Below are 20,403 nucleotides of genomic sequence, written 5' to 3' on the forward strand. Positions count from 1 at the left end.
CAGCGATGAGAAAGGACAACAGCAACTTTAAGACAGAATTTCTGTCCGAAGCGGGCAATTTCATGGAGAACAGAGATTACTTCGCTTACGTCGAGCTGGACGATATGGCTTGCTGGGTCGCTGTTGACGGCTGCGATACGGACTCGGAAGTGAACAGCGCGGAGATGGCTGTGCAGTGTGTGCTGGAGAACTTTTCCGAGCAGCCGACAATGTCCCGCAGGAAGCTGAGGGAGTATGTGCTTGAGGCACATGAATGGCTGCGGTATGAGAGCCGCCGCGTTCGGCTTAAAGCAAGCATCATCGTCGTTGTGACGGATTATACCCGCACTGTATGGGCAGTTGCCGGCAATGCGAGACTGTACCACTTTCGCGGGGGACGGCTGCTGGCAAGAAGCAAAGATACTTCGCTGGCGCAGACGATGGCTGACAGAGGGAATCTGTCGGAATCCGCTGTTGACCGTCATGAAGAGCGGCATAACCTGCTGCAATACCTGGGCAACCCCGAGGGGTGTGAGCCCTTCTTATCTAAGAAAATACCGCTTCATGATGGTGATGTGCTGCTGCTCGCTACACAGGGGCTTTGGGAAGGCGTTGACGTTCCGGAAATGCTCGACGCGCTTGAAGAAGCGCAAGAGCCGTCCCAATTGGTCGATGTGCTGGAGGATGTACTGCTTAGCAAGCAGCGGGCATCGATAGGCAACTATACAGTGGCTGCTGTCTACGCGGACAAGGTGTATAAGGAAGACAAGAAAAAGCGGAACAAGTGGATCAAACGGATTGCAATCGCGATGATCCCGGTCCTTATCGCAGGCGGCATGGCGATTTACTTCAAAGGACGGGCCGCTGCAAGGGTCGCGGAGAGCGTTGTCAATATGCAGGAATACGGAAGCAACGGAGATACCTATGTCGAGGAGCAGAATTACACGCAGGCGATGAAGTCGTACAGCGAAGCGCGTAATGAAGCAAAGAAGATTAAAGACAAGCTTCACGTTGCGCTTTACGGAAAAAACTACAAAAAAGCCGAGCTGATCGTGGCGGGTGACGACTTTCTGCGCGACGGCAAGTACGATAAGGCGCTGACGCAATACAAGAAAGCGAAGGAAGAGACGAAGGGCGACGACAAATACGATCCTGAGCAGCTGGATCAAAGAATCGCCAGCATTGATGAATATATTCGAATTGGGGAAACGGTGCAGAAGGCGGATTTGCAGGCGGAGTCGCGTGATTACCAAGCCGCCCTCTTGCTCTACAGGGAAGCACATAAGGCTGCGCTTAATGTTTCTTATTCCGGGGTGAAGGACATTAAGACGAAGCTGGACGATATGGAAGCAAAGATTGCGGAGCTGGAGAAGGAGCAGAAGAAGCTGCAGGCTGAGAGTCTGGAGAAGCAAGGCAACCGGAACCTGGCAGCCGGGAAATATGCGGCTGCCATCGATGCTTTCTCGCAGTCGCAGGCGGTGTATCAGGAGATTGGGATGCTGGAGTCTGTGCTTAAGCTGGAGAGGAGCATTACGAAGGCGGAAGATAAGCTGAATCCGATTCCTCCGGCAAGCGCTGCCGGGGCAGGCGGCTCCGGGCAGGGAATCTCGAATGATGATTTGCCAGCTTCTGTCAATGACAGCGGCAATACAGAGAAGAACGAATCCGCAAGCAATGGTTGAGGAACGGGCGAGAGAGGGGAAGACGAAGACGGATGAAGGATATTGTAGCGGACCGGCTCAGCCGGATGGAGGATTTGGAGCAGCGCAAGCAATTGAAGCAGCTTATGAACGGACTCTTCCTCGGCATGGTCGATTACCAGGAGAAGATGAACGCAGCACTGGAACGAAGGGTATTCGAGGAGCTGGAGGACGGCGAGGACAAGCATGATATATTCGTAACCGTATGCGCTCGTGACGATTTTGATCCGATACATGATTTTCTGTACCCCATGCTTCCGGAAGATGTGAAGCAGCCCTCCATTGCGCTAAACCGGATTGTAGAGAGCTTGAGCCGCGGCGAGGAGACGAAGCTCTATACGTTGTTCATGCAATGCGATAATCCGGAGCTGAATGAGCTGTTGAAGGGCAAACGGACATTTCGCGGTGTTCTGGAAACGACAGGCGGCCGTTACACTATCGAAGCCAGAGTGGAGCGAAGCAGCCGGTATACGGCGCAGATCGAGCGTCTTTATGATGTTTTTCAGAAAAACGGGGTGCCTTGGAAGACGGTCAATCATCCATACGCCTACAAGTTTATAGATGTCATCCTGACCGGCAGCGACCGGATGCCAGCAGCAGATGAGGAAGTGCTGGAGCTCAGCGTTGATTTGGAGCAGTACGAGCGATACAAGCGGTCTGATATTATTCCGCTGTGGAATATTGAGCAGCTTGCGCTGAAGAACAGCGGGTTCCCGGTACCGGCAGCGGACCGGATCAACTTCGAGCATGTCATGTCGCTGCGCAAGACCGGTTCCGAGCATGGCTATCTCGTTGACGGGGATGAGGAAAATATCCGTTATATTAAACGGTCCGCCGACGAGCTGACGATTGTTAGTCCGCAGGAGAGATCGGGCGTGTGGAACGTATGGAAGCTGACGCAGCCGGTTCTGGACAAGCATAGCAAGCTCGAATATCCGCTGTATTCGAACCGCCGCAAGGATGGTTTTATCGGCAAATACGCCCGTAAGCAAACGATGGTCATACGCGCGACAGGCGAGCTGATGCGGATTGTTCATTCATTCGAGGCGGCCCAGTGGCTGGAGCTGGCGGAAGCGGCGGTGGACAGCATTCCCTCGGGTGGAGCAAATGGCCGGACGTACGGCATGAATCCGTTCATCAGCGACAATATCCGCTCGGAGGCGGGGAAGAAGCGTCTTAAGCTGACATTCCGCCCTAGAGGCGGGCAATCCGGGTCTGATTATATGCTGTGTGACCTGATGAGCTTTCTCGTGTCCGAGATTCAGATGTATTTTCCGGAATACAGATGCGAAGGGGAATGGGCTTGAATTACATATGGGACTTAATGGTCAAGGCTCAGCGGTCGGGCAGGAATAAGAAAGGAATCTACTTTCAGCCTGCCAAGGTGTACTCGCCGTACATGGAGCTGAGCCTTGTCGACATCAACGCCATGCAGATCGAGCGGGAAGTCGAAGTGAATCCTTATTACCGGTTCTACGATATTTTCCGGGATATGTTCACACTCGACAATGAGGAATCTGAAGAACTGCGCAACGCGCTGTTCGATATTATGATTCATTTTCTGGCGGATATCGATTTGATGCAGGGGATGAACCGGCGGGAGTATTGTATCCGGTTTGTTCTTAAGGATATGGAGGAGGGCCTGTTCGGGGAGGATGTAAGACGCGGCCTCGCATTGTTCGACCGGGATGAAAGGGAAATCATTGCTGTCAATGTTCTGCGTCTTTACGAGACTGGCGAAGCCGTCTATCTGCTCAAGGATACGATGAGGAAGCTGTTCCGCCGCTCGACGATTTATGTGAACTGCGAGGAAAAGGATGAGCTGGTCTTCTATGTCGGACAGAAGGAATCGGCGGAGACGAAAGCGCGAATCGAGCTGGTGCGGCGAATTTTTCTGCCGATCCGCTTCGATACGGAAATTTACTGGGAGCATCATTTCGGCATACAGGGCTATGAAGAAACGATGCGGATTGATCGTATCGCCTTGTATTAGGCGGAGAAGGAGGAGGAGCGACATTGCGGGGCTATACCTACAAAATTTATAAACCAGGCGTTGATGAGCAAGGCAGAAGCGGGCATGGCAACGCTTCGGATGGCGTCTCACAGCCATTTGGTTCTACATTCGGCAATGGCACAGCTCATGGCGAATCCGCTTCTTCCGGTTCCGGGTCTGATTCCGGCTCTAGGCGATACGGGCGGGATGAACTGGAGGAGATGACGACGCATCAGCTGCGACGCATCTGCCACGAGGAGCGGCTGGTCAAAGGCGTTGTGGAGTCGCAGGATCGCGGCGAGCTGATTCGGACCGTGTTGAAATATCGGGGAGCTGCCGAGCGCCTATTCATCCGCAACTTGCGGGATGGCGGGATCCAGCGTATCGAGCATGCGCTGCGAAGCTATTTGAACAGTCCGCAGCTTGGGGCGGAAACGATTCAGGTGCCGGCCAAGCTGACCTTATATGCCGGTCTAAGATTGGACGGGAGCGACGGCTACCGCGTTCGCACGGGGCAGGCGGCCGGGATCGGCGAATCGAATGTACTGATCGTGAACGAGCGGGATGAGCTATGCGGCATTATGAATCTGGTCAAGGACGAGAGGGAACCGGGCGCTTATATGCTTCAGTTCGATAAGCAGACGGAGCTGAGCCGGACGTCTAACCGTAATTATAGCCTGTTGTTTTTCCGTAAGCAGGATTCGGATTATTTGTACAAAGCGTATTACAGCGAAAGACCGATGCCTCCGACCAATCTGCATTATTGGCGATTGCCGGTAGCCGAGCTGGATATACGTCAATTGGAGGCTACGCAAGCGGTACTTGCTATTGACTTCGGTACTTCCAATACTACGGCTGGCGCCTATCTGGACCATGGGTATATCGCTTCGCCGAGCAGGCATGATTTGCTGAACGGGAGCTTGAAGCTTGGTGCGATTAATTATGTGTCATTCGCTAATGATCGCGGCAATTGGATCGAAATGCTGCCGACGGCAATTGGTGTGACAGACTGTTCCAATCCTTCGGCAATTGTCTATTGCTACGGCTATGAGGCGTTACGCCAATTAAAGAAAAACGGCTACGCCAGCCGGGCATCCGTCTTCCTGGGCATGAAGCGCTGGGTGAACGGAAGGGACAAGCTGGAGGAAGTAACCGACGTTCACGGCAATACGGCAACGGTTAAGCGCGGCGATATTATTCGAGCGTATTTGCTGCATGTGATCGAGACGGCCGAGCATCGCTTCAAGTGCCGGTTCAATCAGCTGCATTTCACGACGCCGGTTAAGCTGAAGGAATCATTCCTGGAAATGTTCACCGCTATCCTGCCGGAGTACGAGATTGAACGGGAGCATGCGGTAGATGAAGGAATGGCGGTGCTGTACAACACCATCGCCGATCAGATCGAGGGGAACCGATATATTGACGGAGAAACGTATGATGCTCTCGTCATCGATTGCGGCGGCGGAACGACGGATTTGTCCTCCTGCCGGTTCCAGATCGAGGAGGGGCGTATTTCCTATAAAATCGATATCCGCACCGCCTATGAGAATGGCGATACCAACTTCGGCGGCAATAATCTCACCTATCGGGTGATGCAATATATGAAAATCGCATTCGCCGACTATTATGCAGGCATCCGTTCTGGCGGGGATATCGATGAATTGATTAAAGCAGCCGGTGTTGATCTGTTCCGTTATGTGGATGAACAGGGAACGGCGAAGGTGTACGAGGTGCTGGAACGCCGCTATGCCGAAGCCGAGCGGGTACTGCCTACGAGATTCAGAGAATACGAGAATCGTACGGGAGACGAGTATTGGCGGGTGCGCCGCAACTTTTATTTTTTGTGGGAGCTGGCCGAGGCGATGAAGATTGAGTTTTTCCGCCGGACGAGCATCGTGCGCCGAAGATTCGAAGCTGAGCGGACTTCGCGCTCTTCAGGCGTACTGGACAATGATCTGCATGTGACACCGGTCGAGCGATGGAGCTTGTCGCTTCGGGGGGAGGACGGGCGCTTGTCCGATCGTCACGACAGCCCGGATATCGTGTTCACGGTCAATGAAATGACGAAGCTGCTGAAATCGGATATTTATGCGGTCATAAGCAAGTTTCTCGAGGGCTTCTATTTGGACGGAAGGCTGCAACAGTATCAAATCTTGAAGCTGACGGGACAATCCTGTCGGATTGACGTCTTCCGCGAGGCGCTTAAGGAATTTGTACCGGGACGAAGCATCGAATTCCGTCAGCGCTCAGAGGATGCAGATAAGGTGCCTGATTTGAAGCTAAGCTGCTTGAGAGGCTCGATTCGCTATTTGACTGCGCGCAAGCTCGGACAGATCGAAGCGAATATAACACGGATCGCGCCGGTTGTTCCATATACCGTAACCGCGTTTACTCATCAAGGTGGCGAGAAGGTGCTCATTAACAGCATGGAGCGGTTGAGCGGGTTGCGAGGTGGCGTTTCTAGGCCGAAAGCGGTGTCCGAAGTGGAGTTCTATTTGAAAGGCGGGGATGAGCGCATGCTCCGCAAGTATGTGTATGCCAACCACGCCGACAGCTATAAGCCAGTGCTGTATGAAGAGATTGCCGGCTTTTATGGCGATCAAATTCCGCAAGAGGAGACAGATACGATCGTCAATGGAGAGTCGAAGTTTTTCGTCGTGACGGGAGACAATCAGTGGGGGTTCTTCATCGTGCCAGTCGCACGGGTGAACGAGCAGCTGCAGCTGGGCGAGAAACGGCTGTTCACGTTCGAGGATGACCTGTCAGAGCTGGATTTCTTCGACGGAATGAAATAGAGAGGAGGCTGCATTTATGTTCATCGATCGGTACCCGAGTTTTACGAAGGGGCGGATTCTGAAGACGGAGATGCTGGACAGTCTTCGGGATTATCCGCGTCATATGCTGGATATTTATTATGCGGGCTATTCGGACGGTATTCTGACAGGCGCAGATATATCGGTCGGAGAGCATACGCTGACGATTAGCCGGGGAATTGTCAAATATGGCGGCAGGCTATACGTGCTGGAACAGGAGCAGGAGCTGCGCTATGAATCGACAGGCCGGGAAACGGTCATTAAGATCCGTTTCGCCGAGGAGCCGGTTGTCCGAAGCGATATGACTGCTTATACGGCTGATATTGTGCTGGATGAGAATGCCGTCCAGCGGCAAGGCGAGCTTGAGCTTGGACGATTCAAGCTTAAGCAAGGGGCAAGACTGCGGATGAATTATGAAAGCTTCCGCGACATGTCGACAGAGTACAACACGCTGCAGTTCGTCCATGTACGGTATTCGGGATACGCTCAGAGCACGATGGCTCCCATTATTATGCGCAGGTACGCCGACGAGCTGCTGCGCAGCGGCAGCAGCGATCCGTATGACATCGCCTTCGCGATGCTGATCTTGAATGAGGGAACGGCGGCCTTTTCAGTCATTGAGCATTATGTTTCAAATCGGCTAGGGGCTGATCGCAGACCTATGGACAATGCGCAGCTGTATGCGAGCTTGCGCCGCATATTGGATCATGCCGCTTCCCGAAGCGGGGAGCGTTTCAGCCGGGGCGGTGATTTGCGGCCTCGGGGGGATGCAGCGGGTGCTGGTGGATTAGGGATTAGCGCAGGTGGTCATTATTCAGAAGTAGAAATGGAGGAATGACAAAATGAGCTATATGGATGAGAAAATCATTGCCATGATGAATGAGCTAGATAACGTTGGAACAGAGAAGGCGGTTGACCGCCAGAATCAGAAAGAGAAGCCGGATGTTCGGCAGCCTTTAGTTCGGATTGGCTCAGAGATGATGTCATTTATGAGTCAAAGCTTGCTTGATGATCGGATCATCGTCTATATGCCTAAGTCGTTCAAATTGATGACGCCGAAGGCCGCCGCAATTAAATACCCGTCGGAGCGCCGCCCTCAGTTTATATTCACCAACGATGCCGGGTCGATTAACCTAACGTTCAATTATACGATTAATCCGCTGTATGAAGAGGACATTGAGGTATTTAAAGAAGAGATGGTCAGCATGCTGCAGCGGATGCAGCCGATCCTCCAATGGTACGAAGATGGAGTGAAGGAATACGAAGGACATTCGATAGGCTATTGTGAATTTTTAACCCCCGCTATGAACGTGAATGTCTATAATCTGATGTTCTTCGTGTCATTGGAGGATCGAGCTTTATTGTGCAGTTTTAACTGCACCGAGGATGAAAAGGAAGACTGGAAGGAAATAGCCAAAGGCATGATGGATACCCTTCAGTTGAACCGAAATCAAAGTGAAAGTGGAGGAAGCGAAGAATGACACAATCCGTTATCACTTACCAGAACTTAAAGATCAGTCCGTACGGGCTGGTCAATTTGCAACAGCTTAGCATCAAGAAAAAACTGAACGAGCATGCCTATGTGAAATTTACCGGAATTGTACCGGAGGAGAAAAAAGACAGCTATATCGAGATGACCGGTCCCAACACGCAAATTGAAATAAGCCAAGTGGATGAAGAAGGTGCGTTATCACCGTTGTTTTGCGGGATTGTCCTCAGTATTGAAATTAAAGTGATCCGAGGCATCTACTACATGGAGGTAGAGGGCGTGTCGCATAGCTACAAGCTGGATACGAAAAAGAAAAGCCGCTCTTTTCAAAACCCAAACCTCACATATCCTGCGTTATTAGAAAAAATAAGCAAAGAATATCCAGGATTAGAAGTGATGGATGCGGCAACGAATGGCGGAGGCATTGGAAAATTCACTCTGCAGTATCAAGAGACGGATTGGCAGTTTCTTAAACGTCTGGCTTCCCGTATGCATACAAGCTTGATGCCTGCAACTGTATTTGACAGCCCCAAGTTTTATTTTGGCGTATTCGAGAGCAGTGCCAAGGCAGAGCTTGATAATTATCATTATGAAGTTAATAAGAAAATGTCGGAATTCCGTTACTTCAGCGAGCAGGAGGGAGCGGATGTTGAGGATCGGGATTTTATTTTTTATGAGGTTGAAACCGATAAAGTGCTCGATCTTGGACATGTCGTTGCTTTTAAAGGAAAGCAGCTCTATGTACGGGAGGCTGTCTCGGAGATGACTGCTGGACTGCTCAAGCACCGGTATACGCTTTGCTCGCATCGCGGGTTAAGGCATAGCGTTCTCTACAATGAATTGTTGATTGGAGCCTCCATACAGGGTGAGGTCATAAGCGTAACGGGTGACAAAGTTCAAGTCCATCTCCAGATCGATAAAGAACAGAGTAAAGCAGAGGCTCACGCATTTCCGTATTCATCTGTCTATTCCGCAGAAGGAAACAGCGGTTGGTATTGTATGCCGGAGACCGGGGACCACGTGCTGGTCTATTTTCCAAGCAATAAAGAAGAAGAAGGGGTCGCCAACGGATCGGTACGACAAAATTCGGAAGATGGCGGCCATAACAAGCTGGGTAATCCGGATATGAAATATTTCCGTACTGCCTCCGGCAAGGAACTGCTGATGGGGCCCGATGAGATTGTTGTCACGGCTAAGGATGGCGAAATTTTTATTCGTATTAGCGATAAAACGGGAATTGAAATACAGAGCAGCAAGCCGATTAAACTGACGGCTGCCGAAGATATTACGATGGATGCCGGACGGAACCTGATCATTTCGGCAAAAGATGAAATCTATCTGAATTGCAAAGAAAGTGAAATTACTTTGAATGGAAATACGACCATAGTAGGTACGGAATTGAAGACAAACTAAATGGCAGTCTCGAAGAACGAATCGATAGAAAAGAGGTGAGATTTTGATTCAGAAGCATACCTTGCAGCATTTCATGGAGCAGGTGGTTGATCCCAGTCGTACGACAGTCTTGCTCGCCTTAGAAATGATGTTTCAGGAGCATCGCGAGGCGTTCGAGGAATCTTTCTTGGCCTCGTTTCGTCAGATTTGCCGTGATCTTCAGGAGCAGCAGCGCACGGGAGTGAAGGCGAAGATCGGCTATATCACCTACTCTATGCTGCGAACAGAAATCGCGGAAGGGAGATTTGGTTATTTAGTAGAGGCAACCGACCGTCATTGGTTTCTCGATCGTCACCCTTGCCGCTATGAATATGAAGCAGATTGGGCGCTGCGGGCTTTTAAGCTGCTAGAGGAAGAGTTGGAAAAGGGAAGTGTGAATTATCCCGCAGTCCTGACACGAATAAAGCTGGAGAAGCTGCTGCTGCAAGAAGCGCGGTATATTCATGCCTATGTTGTGGCGCTGCTTCGTTTCGTTATGCCGCGTGCCGTTCAACTGCCCGAGTTCCAAGCGCTTCAATTAGAAGAAGAGTTTGAAGTGCGGGCGGGGGAGTATATGGATGCGAGCGAAGCGGTGTACAAATCGTATCAACGAACCCGAGATGCAGTAGAAATTCGTGAGTGGCTGGAGGAGAAGAATGAGCATGATTATATGCATGAAGCCTTCGACGATCTCGACTTGTCCGGAGGCGACTATAGCGGGACGGATTTTCGCTATTCTTCTTTTAATAACAATGACTTAGCGCAAAGCCGATTCAACCGCTGCATTCTTGTAGGCACCCGGTGGAAGGGAAGCATGCTTGCGGGAGTTGATTTCTCAGAAAGCTTGCTGGTTGGGGCAGATTACAGCAACTGCAATTTGCAAGCTTCTTTGTTCCGCCGGGTCGAAGGCGTGGCCACCAGACCGGAGTCACTGGTCCTGTTTGCACCCGGAACCGAGCCTCCTAATTTCCAGAGCTGTTCCTTAGCCGGAGCGGATCTGAGTGAATCGTTCTTGTCCGGCAGTGATTTTACCGGTGCAAATCTGGAAAATGCCAGCTTTCAACAAACGCTGCTGGATGGGGCTAATTTCATCGGTGCTAATTTGAAGAACACCGATTTCACAGGAGCTAGTCTGGAAGGTGCGTTGTTCTCTCGGGAAGTTGTCCCTTCGTTGCATCTCAGTGAGGAGCAGCAGAAGGAAATCTATGTCGAGTGGCCAAACGAGGGGGTAATGCCGTGAACTATTTTATTCTCTCACAGGATCAACGGATGAAAGATCCGATTGAGCTGATCGGCGTTTCCTCGGTTGTTCCTGCAGGTCTGTTGACGGAAGAAATCTTGGAGAAGCTCGGATCATCAAGCCTGCAGTTTGAAATGAAGGATAAGGAGAAGCCTTCTATTATCGATTATATCGAACGGCCAATACCGCTGTTCTCGGACCGGTTAAAAGCATTGGTCGAAAAGTTCGCTCCTCGGGCTTCGTACACCCCGGCTACACTAGTGCAGTTCAAAAGAATGAAACAGGAAGGCTTCTGGTTCATTACACCGCCCTTGGTCGATTGTTTGTCGGAGCAAGCCGAGTTTCACCCGGACGGAACGTTGAAGCGGCTCATACTGGATGAATCTAAGATAGGAGCACATTACCTGTTTCGCATCGCTGGTTTGCGAGAAATGATCATCGTCATACATCTGGCATTGGCTGAGAGTTTTCTTCGCAGAGACTTTGAAGGGATAGCGTTGCGAAAGGCCGTTCTGGCCCAATCATGGATGGGAGGCGACAAAGCATGAGCAGTCAAACTGATATTCAAGTCAATGATTCGAGTGAAGATCCCAAAAGCTATGTCGTAGCTGGCGCGGTCTTAAGTTGCAACTCCGGAACCCAGTTAAGCCGGTTGAAGATGCCGTTAAGCCATGGTGTCTACATTAAAGATAACGCGCAGATGAATGTAGATGACTACAAGTCTGGCGTGAATATTATGCCTTTTGGCTATTGCTGCAATCCGCAAAATCCGGCTGTTCAAAATGGGAGAGTGGATATTGAAGGCGTTAAAAAGGCGCCTTGCCTGCCTATAGTCGATATCGCCTGGCGAAATGGTAAAACGGATAAGCTGGTCGAAGGCAGCGCTGCTTTATTGGATCATTGCACCACCTCCTGCATGCATGGCGGTGAAATATTTATTGTTGATAATGGTCAAAATCTGGGCGGAACCAAGATAGGATAACCTTATCCCGTCATCGCCAGACAGGGGGAGAGAAATGGCTGAAGCAGTTGCCGGACATAGGCGGATCAAATTACAATCATCATATGCAATCTATACATGGACCAGCTTGCAAATCGTTCAGCGCATGCAGCAGCATGGCACATTAACGCTGACAGCTTTGTTGGCCGGTGATCATCCCGAACGCTTTGTCCAACAAGACGATCGCGAACACCACGTCGAAGTGCAAGAGCTGGATGAGAATCAGAACAAGGTTCGTACATTGTTTCATGGATATGTGACGAATATCCGGGTGAAAATGGTTCGTGGTATCTACTATGTGGAACTGGAGGCGGTTTCACATACAGCTCGCCTTGATGTGAAACAGAGCATTCGTTCATTCCAAAACCCCGGTATGAACTACTCCGAGCTGACAGAGCGGATCTTGTCTGCTTATCCGGGCTCAGACTTCATTGATGAGGCGACGGACTCTTCCAAATTGAATGATCTTGTTTTACAATATATGGAGACGGATTGGCAGCTGCTGCAGCGAATCGCCTCGAGGTTTCAAGCCATGCTTGTGGCAGATAGTACGGCAACGACACCAAAGTTTTGGATCGGAGTACCCGAGGGGAAGCTCCATACCTTAGGCGATGTGCCCTACGAAGTGAAACGCTCGTTCTCGCAGGGGCAAACCGAAGCTTCCACAGGCAGTTGGGATGGCGAGAGTCGTCTTAGCTATACAGTGGAAACCGATCAATATTATCGGATCGGGGATAAGGTCAGCTTTCATAAGAAAGAACTAACGGTCGTGGAAAGTACAGCAGAGCTGCGGGACAGTGAATGGATCTACTGTTACAAGCTGTACCAAGAGAGCGATCTGAAATCGATAATAATCACGAATCCAACCGTTATTGGAGCGGCGTTAGAAGGCCGGATTCTAGACGTAAAGGGAGATAAAGTCCGCATTCATCTGAATGTGGATGCTGAGCAGGGCAAGGAGCAAGCCTGCTGGCTGCCCTATAAGTCGGCTTATACGGCAGAAGGAAACAGCGGATTTTATTGCATGCCGCAAACGGGCGATAGCGTACAGCTCTACATGCCGAGCGCAAGTGAGAAAGAAGCCGTCGTGATCTCCTCCGTGCGCAAAGGAGGCGGTTCGCCCAAGCTGTCCGATCCAAGCGTGAAATATTGGGGGACGAGCTTCGGCAAGGAACTCAAGCTGGGCGGCAACGAACTGGTATTAAACGGGCAAGAGAATCAGCTGTTTATCAAACTGGATACCGGAGAAGGCATCACAATTGAAAGTCCGAAATCTCTTCGCCTCACATCGGATAAAACGATGGAGCTGGCGGCGGAGAAGAGAGTAGAGCTGCGAGCCGGAGAGACAATGTATCTTCTAAGCGGAGCAAGTAGTCTGGTGCTCGACGGGGAAACTGATATTCAGGGAACGAGTTTGAAAGTAGAAGGGTTGCAGAAGCTGCCCGTTTTCGTAGAAGACTTGGAGCCTGAGCCGGAAGTGCCGTTCGCGGATGAAGTACAGGAACAAAGTGCGCCCGAAGTGAGTACGCCAGAAGAGGAAGCCCCGCCGAAGAAAAAGAAAAAAGGGCTTTTCGGAAAGATCATGGACGGCGTACAGCTTGCACTGGATGTCGTTGGGATGATCCCAGTAGTGGGGGTCGCCGCGAATGTCGTGAATGCCGGCATATCGGTAGCACGGGGTGATTACGTCGGCGCTGCGTTATCGATGGCTTCATGTATTCCGTTTGCAGGGGCTGTAATCAAGGGTGCAAAGCTTGCCAAAGCGGGGATGAAAGCATTCAAGCTCACCCAAAATATAATGAAGACAAGCAAGAGCGTTGCTACTGCCGTAAAAACAGCGGCAGCTCAACAAAAAATATTAGGCGATGTCATCACGGCAGCACGTAAGTTAGGCAGCAACCTAACATTACAAGCTAAGTTGAAGAAGCTGCAGCTGGGGATGAAAATAGCGTTGGTTGGGTCCCTTCCGGTGCGAAGATACAACCTAGAGAACGATCCATTAGGACTGGATACCATGAAAGCTTACTTCTCGGGAATAGGCAGCCGAGTGGTGGATTTGGTCATGTCACCAATCGAAATGATCAAGTTTGGTATAGGTATTCATGTTACGGCATGGAAAAGTGGAGACCCACTGAAAAGTTACATGGATCAAGCTAAGGATTATTATGGAAATTTAATCCCGGGTATGGTCACCGCTTTTAAGACCTATATGAGCGAACTTGGCTCAGGGGACCCGAATGCATGGGGAAGAGCGACATTTGATCTATTAACGCTACCGATTTCTTGGAGTAAAGCGGCAACTATTGCATCGAAGACATCGAAAGTAATGGTAAGTTCCATCAAAAATTCGGCTTCTAAAGTCTCGAAATACATTGATGAAGGATTGTCACCGCAGGTAGTAACACCATCGGGAGTTAGAGTCAATAGCATGGACTTGGGTTCAACACCGAACAAGCCTCATGTGAACACTCCTGAGCAACAGAAGAAGATTGATATGTTGATGGGAAGGGACCCTGAGGGGACGGGCAAGCCAAAGGATAACGGTAAGAATAAAAAAGAACGTGAAAGAGAAGATGAGGATAGGCGAAGAAGAGAAGATGAAGAGAGACGGAGGAGAGAAGAAGAGACTGAGGGGACGGGTGAACCTAACGGATCGCATGTTCCTAAAATACCAAAACAAGTTAGGTACGGAGAATCTGATTTAAGTTTAATGGCAGTGAATTATCGAATTGAAAATAAAGCTTTCGATTTGAGAAATCTTGTGGTGGCGGAAATTGAAATAGATGGTGTTACTACTCTGAAAGTTTTTGAAAGCACAAGACGGCCAGTAGCAAGACCGAGTGGGAAAATAGAAGAGAAAAATGTGCATTCCGAAATGGTTTTGATTGAGGAAAAAATTGCTGCAGAAAAAAATGGACAAACATATATAGTCAAACGAGTTTATACTGAGAGAGAACCATGTGTTCTTGGTGGTCATAATTGTAAAGAACTACTTGCTAATGAACTTCCTGATGCAGAAGTAACCTATAGCGTTGAGTATGGGGGAGATAAAGCTTCAAGGGATCGAGGAAATGCTGAGTTATTTAATGAGCTTGAAAAGTTAAAGGAGAAGTGAAAGTGTGGATATTGATATTCGTGAGATTCGTGACTACTATGACTCTGAAATAAGAGAGTATGATTACTATGAATTAGTAAGACTTGGTGTAAGTCATGATAATGCTGAGTTTATGGTCAGTATCGGGGTGCCAGAGGAATATAATGATTTTATGTTCTATGGATCGGATACTTTTCAAAAAATACTAATTGAAGGCGTTCAATACATTAAAATTGGTCATTTTGCAAGTTTCGGTATGCGTAACTCATATGGATTGTATTTTAAAGAAAGAAGTAGTGAATTTTTTACTACTTCATCCCTTCATGAACCTCATTTATATATGATAAATAAAGACTTGAGGACATTTTTTTTGTTCCATTTAATAAAAAATGAATTGGCAATGAAAATGAAACAAGAAAATGAATATAGTTCACAAGAATATGCACGTGAACTCCAAAAGATGTTTGACCAAATTGATCCCGTTGCAATGAAAGACGTTGAAGGTTTTTGGTCACATTTAATAGAAGACTATGAAACAGGTTTGTAGAAAACAAAGAGAACCATATTTATCCGCTTGTTGCAACTATTTTTTTGGAATATTTTTGTAGTAGGACGAACAATGCCACAATGCGAGCTAACTGTCGTGTTGTGGTTTTTTTAGTCTGTAGATTAGCGCAGTGGCTTCTTAAAAGCTCTACCCATTGCTGAATGAATTCATAATTCAACCAATAACTTTTATTTTGAAGTTACAGTACATGAACATACTTATGAACAATCTGCTGTCAATCTTTCTATGAATATATTAGTGCTAATAATATCAGAGTATACTATCTATCTGCTTAATAACTCAATTAATGGCGCCACACAATGTTGCATTTACTGAACTAAATATTAATAATATGAAGCGAGTTTTAGATTTATCAAATAAAATTAATTATCAGGACAGCCTGGGTGAACAAGAGATTGAGTATCTAGAACTGGTTAAAAATAAATATATAGAATTAATAAACAAAGCGTAAAGCACGGTTATTTAAAAAAGTATCGGATAAAGATCCTTTACAACAATAAAGAAGAGGTCGCACAATATAACCAACAATCCAAACACATTATAAACTTTCAAAAGCTCTTTTCCACTTGAACTATTGAGCAGGATTTAGCTTTTTTTGTATGTTCGTAATCAAAGGAAGACAAAGCGAATGGTAATACGGGAACAGAGAGCATCTGAAGAGTTGAATAACCAGCATTTTGCGCAGGAAGGAGAAAAAGAGTCGATAAGTGAAAATCAGGCTACTTTCTAACTAATGAGCCATACATAATCAAGCTATTTTTCCGTAGTGAAGCTGAAACATTCCGACCCGCTCCTGAAGTCGAAACATCGCTAGACTGGTCAGACAAAAAAATGCTGTTGTAACATAAGGATACGCACCTTTCTTGTAGGCATGGTTGATCGACACTTCCGTGCTACTAAACAATTTAGGTGCTTTTTTCGTCAATACGATTAAATATATTGCTTTCTTCTTACATCCTAATAGAAAGGAATGGTCTAATGAATACCCAACAATTAGTGCAAATCCTTCATGATCAAAAAAAGGAAATCATCATTGATAGCGATTGGATTAGAGAGAAAACAAGTTATTTTGAAAACTTTTACCAGTTGATAAGAAGTAATGATCTATGGGAGTTTTCTAAAATGGACTTCGAGAGGAAGCCGATTTCTGAAAAAAAGGATGAGATAATCTTTTCGGATGAGAGCAAAGCTATCGATTACTTTTTTTATAAAGGTATATAAAAGGCTGGTTTTCACAACGGTCTATTCAGCGAATAATCCTGTTTACGAAACCTGTGATATTCATGCGCTTCAACAGCTTTTTAATAGCCTAGGAATAACGAGCGAGTACTACAGCTTTCAAACGATGAAGCCCCAAATCATACTCGGGGAAGCCGATCACGACCATTTGACCATTAGTTACATAGATCGAAATCAACAAAAACGGTTTACAACTAGCCGCCTGAAACTTGAGCGTGGAATATTTGTTATGTATAGACTCACTTACTCTCTATATTTATTGAAATGGCTAGAAGACAGAATGGTGAAAGAGCATGTTCTGATTGACCGTTTTCATAACGATGAGATTGAACTCTTTCTGAAATGACATCGTCGAAGGAGAAAACATAGCAGACGCCATGCATGTTTGCAGTCCCGCTGCCCAATACTGGAATTTATATGAATGAATTGCCTGAGGGAGTGAACTGCAATCAATAAACGAACAAGCCCTGCCATACATAAAAGCTCCCACTGGCTAAAGCGGCTCCTTGGATTGCCGCTCGCTGCGCTGCGCATGGTAGTAAGCCGGCGGAAGGAGCATGCGGAATCGCAACGGATGGCAGAGGCAGCCGATCCTCTGCGGTTGCGGCCGGAGCTCGTCGCGGAGCTTGTCGGCGATTGGTCAAGACTGTCGCGAACGTCTGCTCTGCCGTTCCAGATACATACGGAGGCAGAGCAGACGCTCGTCGCTCACATTCATGCTGCAACGAAACGTTGTAACCGAAACAATCTTTTACGGACGGAGGCCTATGGTGAAGTCTTCACCCGTACGCCGGAGCTGCATTGGGCGTTGTTAGCGCATGCTGTCTCCCGCAACGGCGGCTGGAATATGACGGATTTGCAGGGAGAATGGCTTCCCCGGCTGCTCTTGGATGAGCAGAGGGAAGCCGTATTTGCTTTTCTGGAACGCGCCAATGCGTTGATTTTCCAGGACGCATATCCGCAGCTGCTGCTTTATGAGGAGAGCGTGAAGCTGAGGCGTCCGTTGTTTCATCTGTTACCAGCGTTTGGTGTATCCTGGTTCATGAGGCCGGTCTGGGACTGCTTCTGGAAGGAACGGAACTCGGCTGTTCTGACAACAGCGCTGATCGTTAATGAACAGCATTATATTGAGACAAGGGTAGTACAGCACCCATACTTCCGCAAGGAAGTGCTCGATACATTGTTCTTCGGCATGCAGCCTTTGCTGCAGCTAAACGCGCTCCTCATTCCTTATCTGGCGGAAGGGGAACTGCGGCTCGCCGGACTTGTGCTGGAGAGTTTTGACAACATTCACGAACGAATCGAATTTGGCAAGCGATTGTATGCCGTGCTTTTTGGCATCCCGAGAATTCATGCGGGCACACTTTCGTTTGTCGGCAGCGTGCCGCATTCTGGCTCGCGTGCCGACTATGCGCCGCACTTGTTCACGAAGGCGAGACAGGGAGCACCGGTGGAGCCATATGAAGCGAGGTTGAAGGCCGGAAGTCTGCTCCCTGGCGCACATCCGATGTACAGTCCTGGACTGGAGGCGGCATGGCCGGAGCGGTCCGTGGAACCGCCGGAGCCGGGCGACTGGTTTCAAGGCGTGACGTACGTCGAGCCTTTCTTCCGCGAGCTGCCGATTCCGCCTTCGTTCGAGTTGACGGAGGAGTACAATCTGCTGCTGGAGCGAATTGAGCTGGGGGTCTTGGCCGCCGAGCATGTAAATGTGAAGCTGTAGCAGTCTGCTGTAGTATTAGTTAATCTTAGCGTTTGAAGAAGGAATCTTCATTTACACACCTTGGCAATATACCTTGCGATGCGCACGCTGATTTCGGCGCGGGCGGCGTCTCGTATCATGGAGAAGCGGTCCTCATAGCCCCGGCAGACGAACCGGTAGTGTATAGCGCCGCCCTCGCTTTCAAGCTCATCTTGAAATACTTGGATCTTCCGCATCTTAAGTTCTTTGCGCACGGCGGCCAGTTCGTTCTCAATGAGCTTAATGACAGCGAAGGAGGCTCTAATAAAAAGCGTCTTCATCGTATAGGAGGACAGCTCGATGTCTCTGCGGTTTTTCTCCACGATGTCCAGCATCATCGGAAGCAGGACAAAGTCGCGAATGAACTCAAGCTCTTCTTTCAAGGGAACTTGAACCGGCTTACCGTCTTGCGGCGCACGGCGCTGCAAATATTGCTCCCGGTGCTCGGGCAGCATCATGCGGCTGGATTCCCAGCGGCCGTTTCCTTCAAGTTTTTTGCTCATTTGTAATGCCCTCCAATTTTAACGCTGCGCTCACGGGCTTGTGCGGCCTCCAGCAGCGAAGAGGCACGTAAAATCGAAGTCGTTCCGAACTTGTTGCGAATGGCGTCGGTGACACGCTCCAGACGCCGCTCCTTTTCTCGATTGCCGAATAACGTCAACTGATACTGATCGTCCGGTACGAGGCTGGACAAGGTAACGCCAAGCTTGCGGACCGGGAGCCGATCCCAATGTGCATAAAACAGCGACCGTGCGGCGGCAAATACCTCTTTCGTAATATTTGTCGGGTCCGGAACCTTCATCTGGCGGAAAAAGCCTGTCGGCTGGTCGAAATCTGCGCCTTGCGCTCCGGCTGCAACGACATGGGCCATGTAGCCCTTGGCACGGCTTCGGCGGCAAACCTCCTCGCTTAATTCAAGAAGTACGACATCAATCTCATGCGGCTTGGCATAGTCGCGCGGCAGCGTCATTTGATGCCCGACCGCTTGCTGCACGTCATGGGTTCCCGGCTTGACGGGGCTCGGATCAATGCCGTTGGCTGTCTGCCAGTACAGCTCGGCTTGAATGTCGCTGTTTCTGCCCATGCGGGCATGCAGCCGTCGTTTCAGCTCTGCCAGCGGCATCCGGCCGATATCGCCGACCGTATGGATGCCCATCCGCTGGAAATGGGCGGTCATACGCGATCCTACGCCAAACATCTTGCCCACAGGCAGCGGCCATAGCAGCCGCTGCACATCCGGCTTTTGCAGTGTAAAGATGCCGGAGTCATTTTTTTTCGCCCAAATATCCGTCGCCATCTTCGCCAGCATCTTATTCGGACCGATGCCGACTCGCGCCCATACACCTGTGTAGAGCATGATTTTCGTCTGAATCAGGGCGGCAATCTGCTCGGGCGGACCGAAATAAGTGATAGAGCCGGTCACGTCTAGAAATTGCTCATCGATGGAGAAAGGCTCCACCAAATCGGTGTATTGACCGAAAATTTTGGTGATCAACAGCGACACGTCAATGTAAAGCTGCATGCGAGGCTTGACGACGACGAGATGGGGGCATTTTCCAAGCGCTTCGCCTAGTGTCTCTGCGGTGACTACTCCGTAGCTTTTGGCGATCGGGCATGCGGCGAGAATAATGCCGGAACGGCGGGAAGGATCGCCGGCCACAACGATCGGGTCATCCTGATATTCGGGATGAGCTGCCTTTTCAACAGAGGCATAAAACGACTGGCAGTCGATCAGCATGATGGTACGTTCCACTATTCCCACCTTCTATATGCGAATGTATGTTCCTGTTGTTCTTATTATATACCGAATGAAGCCAGGTGATGCAAGGGATGAATGGGAGGTAATTTTAGACAGTTGGGCAGCATGCTGTGAAGCTGCTGAAAGGTTTCGGTGCAGCTCCCAGCTTGGCGTGGCATTCGTTTAGGAAAGCTTTTTCCCTATCAGCGAAGCGGATTTCGCTATTGGCGGGCAGAATGGAGGGAACAGGCAGGTTTCATGCATATAAGAGCAGTTTTTTCTCAAGAAGGAAATCGATACTCAATAATGAAGAAACATACCTTATATCGTTGTGAAGCCTTAAAACCGTCTGTCAGGCCGCTTGAGCAATCAAGCGGTCTT

General features: G+C 49.1%; 16 protein-coding genes. 14 read left to right on the forward strand and 2 right to left on the reverse strand.

Going from position 1 to position 20,403, the window contains the following annotated elements; genetic code table 11:
• The first annotated feature begins 5 nt into the window (after positions 1 to 5).
• The 14 genes from TY10_RS02310 (at position 6) to TY10_RS02380 (ending at position 18,266) form a co-directional block, all read left to right on the forward strand.
• Positions 6 to 1,661 (forward strand): PP2C family protein-serine/threonine phosphatase, encoded by a 1,656-nt coding sequence (locus tag TY10_RS02310; RefSeq protein WP_155985659.1) that lies wholly within the window; start codon positions 6 to 8, stop codon positions 1,659 to 1,661.
• A 32-nt stretch (positions 1,662 to 1,693) separates the two neighbouring features.
• A complete protein-coding gene (locus TY10_RS02315; RefSeq protein WP_042160175.1) occupies positions 1,694 to 2,986 on the forward strand; it encodes a hypothetical protein in 1,293 nt (430 codons plus the stop codon).
• Positions 2,977 to 3,672, forward strand: coding sequence for a hypothetical protein (locus TY10_RS02320; RefSeq protein WP_042160176.1), 696 nt, complete (start codon positions 2,977 to 2,979; stop codon positions 3,670 to 3,672). Before TY10_RS02315 ends, TY10_RS02320 begins: the two co-directional genes overlap by 10 nt.
• Before the next feature lie 221 nt (positions 3,673 to 3,893).
• Positions 3,894 to 6,467, forward strand: a complete 2,574-nt coding sequence (locus TY10_RS02325) for an Hsp70 family protein (RefSeq protein ID WP_042160266.1) — start codon at positions 3,894 to 3,896, stop codon at positions 6,465 to 6,467.
• A 16-nt stretch (positions 6,468 to 6,483) separates the two neighbouring features.
• A complete protein-coding gene (locus TY10_RS02330; protein ID WP_238327411.1) occupies positions 6,484 to 7,323 on the forward strand; it encodes a DNA and RNA helicase in 840 nt (279 codons plus the stop codon).
• Positions 7,324 to 7,327: 4 nt separating this feature from the next.
• Positions 7,328 to 7,966 carry a hypothetical protein gene (locus TY10_RS02335; RefSeq protein ID WP_042160178.1) on the forward strand — a complete coding sequence of 213 codons (639 nt, stop codon included), beginning with the start codon at positions 7,328 to 7,330 and terminating at the stop codon, positions 7,964 to 7,966.
• A complete protein-coding gene (locus TY10_RS02340) occupies positions 7,963 to 9,387 on the forward strand; it encodes a contractile injection system protein, VgrG/Pvc8 family (protein WP_042160179.1) in 1,425 nt (474 codons plus the stop codon). Before TY10_RS02335 ends, TY10_RS02340 begins: the two co-directional genes overlap by 4 nt.
• Positions 9,388 to 9,430: 43 nt before the next feature.
• Entirely contained in the window at positions 9,431 to 10,645 is a 1,215-nt protein-coding gene (locus TY10_RS02345; RefSeq protein ID WP_042160181.1) for a pentapeptide repeat-containing protein, read from the forward strand.
• Complete coding sequence (locus TY10_RS02350) at positions 10,642 to 11,193, forward strand: hypothetical protein (RefSeq protein WP_042160184.1); 552 nt, start codon at positions 10,642 to 10,644, stop codon at positions 11,191 to 11,193. The genes TY10_RS02345 and TY10_RS02350 overlap by 4 nt, the downstream gene beginning before the upstream one ends.
• Entirely contained in the window at positions 11,190 to 11,627 is a 438-nt protein-coding gene (locus TY10_RS02355) for a DUF4280 domain-containing protein (protein WP_042160186.1), read from the forward strand. Before TY10_RS02350 ends, TY10_RS02355 begins: the two co-directional genes overlap by 4 nt.
• Before the next feature lie 34 nt (positions 11,628 to 11,661).
• Entirely contained in the window at positions 11,662 to 14,760 is a 3,099-nt protein-coding gene (locus tag TY10_RS28570; protein ID WP_052350301.1) for a nucleic acid/nucleotide deaminase domain-containing protein, read from the forward strand.
• 4 nt (positions 14,761 to 14,764) lie between these two features.
• Complete coding sequence (locus tag TY10_RS02365; RefSeq protein WP_042160187.1) at positions 14,765 to 15,286, forward strand: SUKH-4 family immunity protein; 522 nt, start codon at positions 14,765 to 14,767, stop codon at positions 15,284 to 15,286.
• Between the two features lie 999 nt (positions 15,287 to 16,285).
• On the forward strand, positions 16,286 to 16,528 hold the full coding sequence (locus TY10_RS02370; RefSeq protein ID WP_042160189.1) for a hypothetical protein: 243 nt from the start codon (positions 16,286 to 16,288) through the stop codon (positions 16,526 to 16,528).
• Between the two features lie 529 nt (positions 16,529 to 17,057).
• Positions 17,058 to 18,266: a DUF2515 domain-containing protein gene (locus tag TY10_RS02380; protein ID WP_238327412.1), complete on the forward strand. Its 1,209-nt coding sequence runs from the start codon at positions 17,058 to 17,060 to the stop codon at positions 18,264 to 18,266.
• 47 nt (positions 18,267 to 18,313) lie between these two features.
• On the opposite strand, the gene TY10_RS02385 is transcribed toward TY10_RS02380, so the two are convergent.
• Both TY10_RS02385 and TY10_RS02390 read right to left on the reverse strand, forming a co-directional pair.
• Positions 18,314 to 18,787 (reverse strand): YhjD family protein, encoded by a 474-nt coding sequence (locus TY10_RS02385; protein ID WP_042160195.1) that lies wholly within the window; start codon positions 18,785 to 18,787, stop codon positions 18,314 to 18,316.
• Entirely contained in the window at positions 18,784 to 20,037 is a 1,254-nt protein-coding gene (locus tag TY10_RS02390) for a DNA polymerase IV (RefSeq protein ID WP_081735071.1), read from the reverse strand. Before TY10_RS02390 ends, TY10_RS02385 begins: the two co-directional genes overlap by 4 nt.
• Between the last annotated feature and the right edge of the window lie 366 nt (positions 20,038 to 20,403).

It is taken from the genome of Paenibacillus gorillae (assembly GCF_000513275.1).
Lineage (GTDB): Bacteria > Bacillota > Bacilli > Paenibacillales > Paenibacillaceae > Pristimantibacillus > Pristimantibacillus gorillae.

Excerpts from the sequence above, each read along its gene's own strand:
- TY10_RS02355 (WP_042160186.1), top strand. The coding sequence starts at position 11,190 with ATGAGCAGTCAAACTGATATTCAAGTCAATGATTCGAGTGAAGATCCC.
- TY10_RS02335 (WP_042160178.1), top strand. The coding sequence starts at position 7,328 with ATGAGCTATATGGATGAGAAAATCATTGCCATGATGAATGAGCTAGAT.
- TY10_RS02320 (WP_042160176.1), top strand. The coding sequence starts at position 2,977 with ATGGGCTTGAATTACATATGGGACTTAATGGTCAAGGCTCAGCGGTCG.
- TY10_RS02315 (WP_042160175.1), top strand. The coding sequence starts at position 1,694 with ATGAAGGATATTGTAGCGGACCGGCTCAGCCGGATGGAGGATTTGGAG.
- TY10_RS02385 (WP_042160195.1), bottom strand. The coding sequence starts at position 18,787 with ATGAGCAAAAAACTTGAAGGAAACGGCCGCTGGGAATCCAGCCGCATG.
- TY10_RS28570 (WP_052350301.1), top strand. The coding sequence starts at position 11,662 with ATGGCTGAAGCAGTTGCCGGACATAGGCGGATCAAATTACAATCATCA.
- TY10_RS02370 (WP_042160189.1), top strand. The coding sequence starts at position 16,286 with ATGAATACCCAACAATTAGTGCAAATCCTTCATGATCAAAAAAAGGAA.
- TY10_RS02325 (WP_042160266.1), top strand. The coding sequence starts at position 3,894 with ATGACGACGCATCAGCTGCGACGCATCTGCCACGAGGAGCGGCTGGTC.
- TY10_RS02310 (WP_155985659.1), top strand. The coding sequence starts at position 6 with ATGAGAAAGGACAACAGCAACTTTAAGACAGAATTTCTGTCCGAAGCG.
- TY10_RS02330 (WP_238327411.1), top strand. The coding sequence starts at position 6,484 with ATGTTCATCGATCGGTACCCGAGTTTTACGAAGGGGCGGATTCTGAAG.
- TY10_RS02340 (WP_042160179.1), top strand. The coding sequence starts at position 7,963 with ATGACACAATCCGTTATCACTTACCAGAACTTAAAGATCAGTCCGTAC.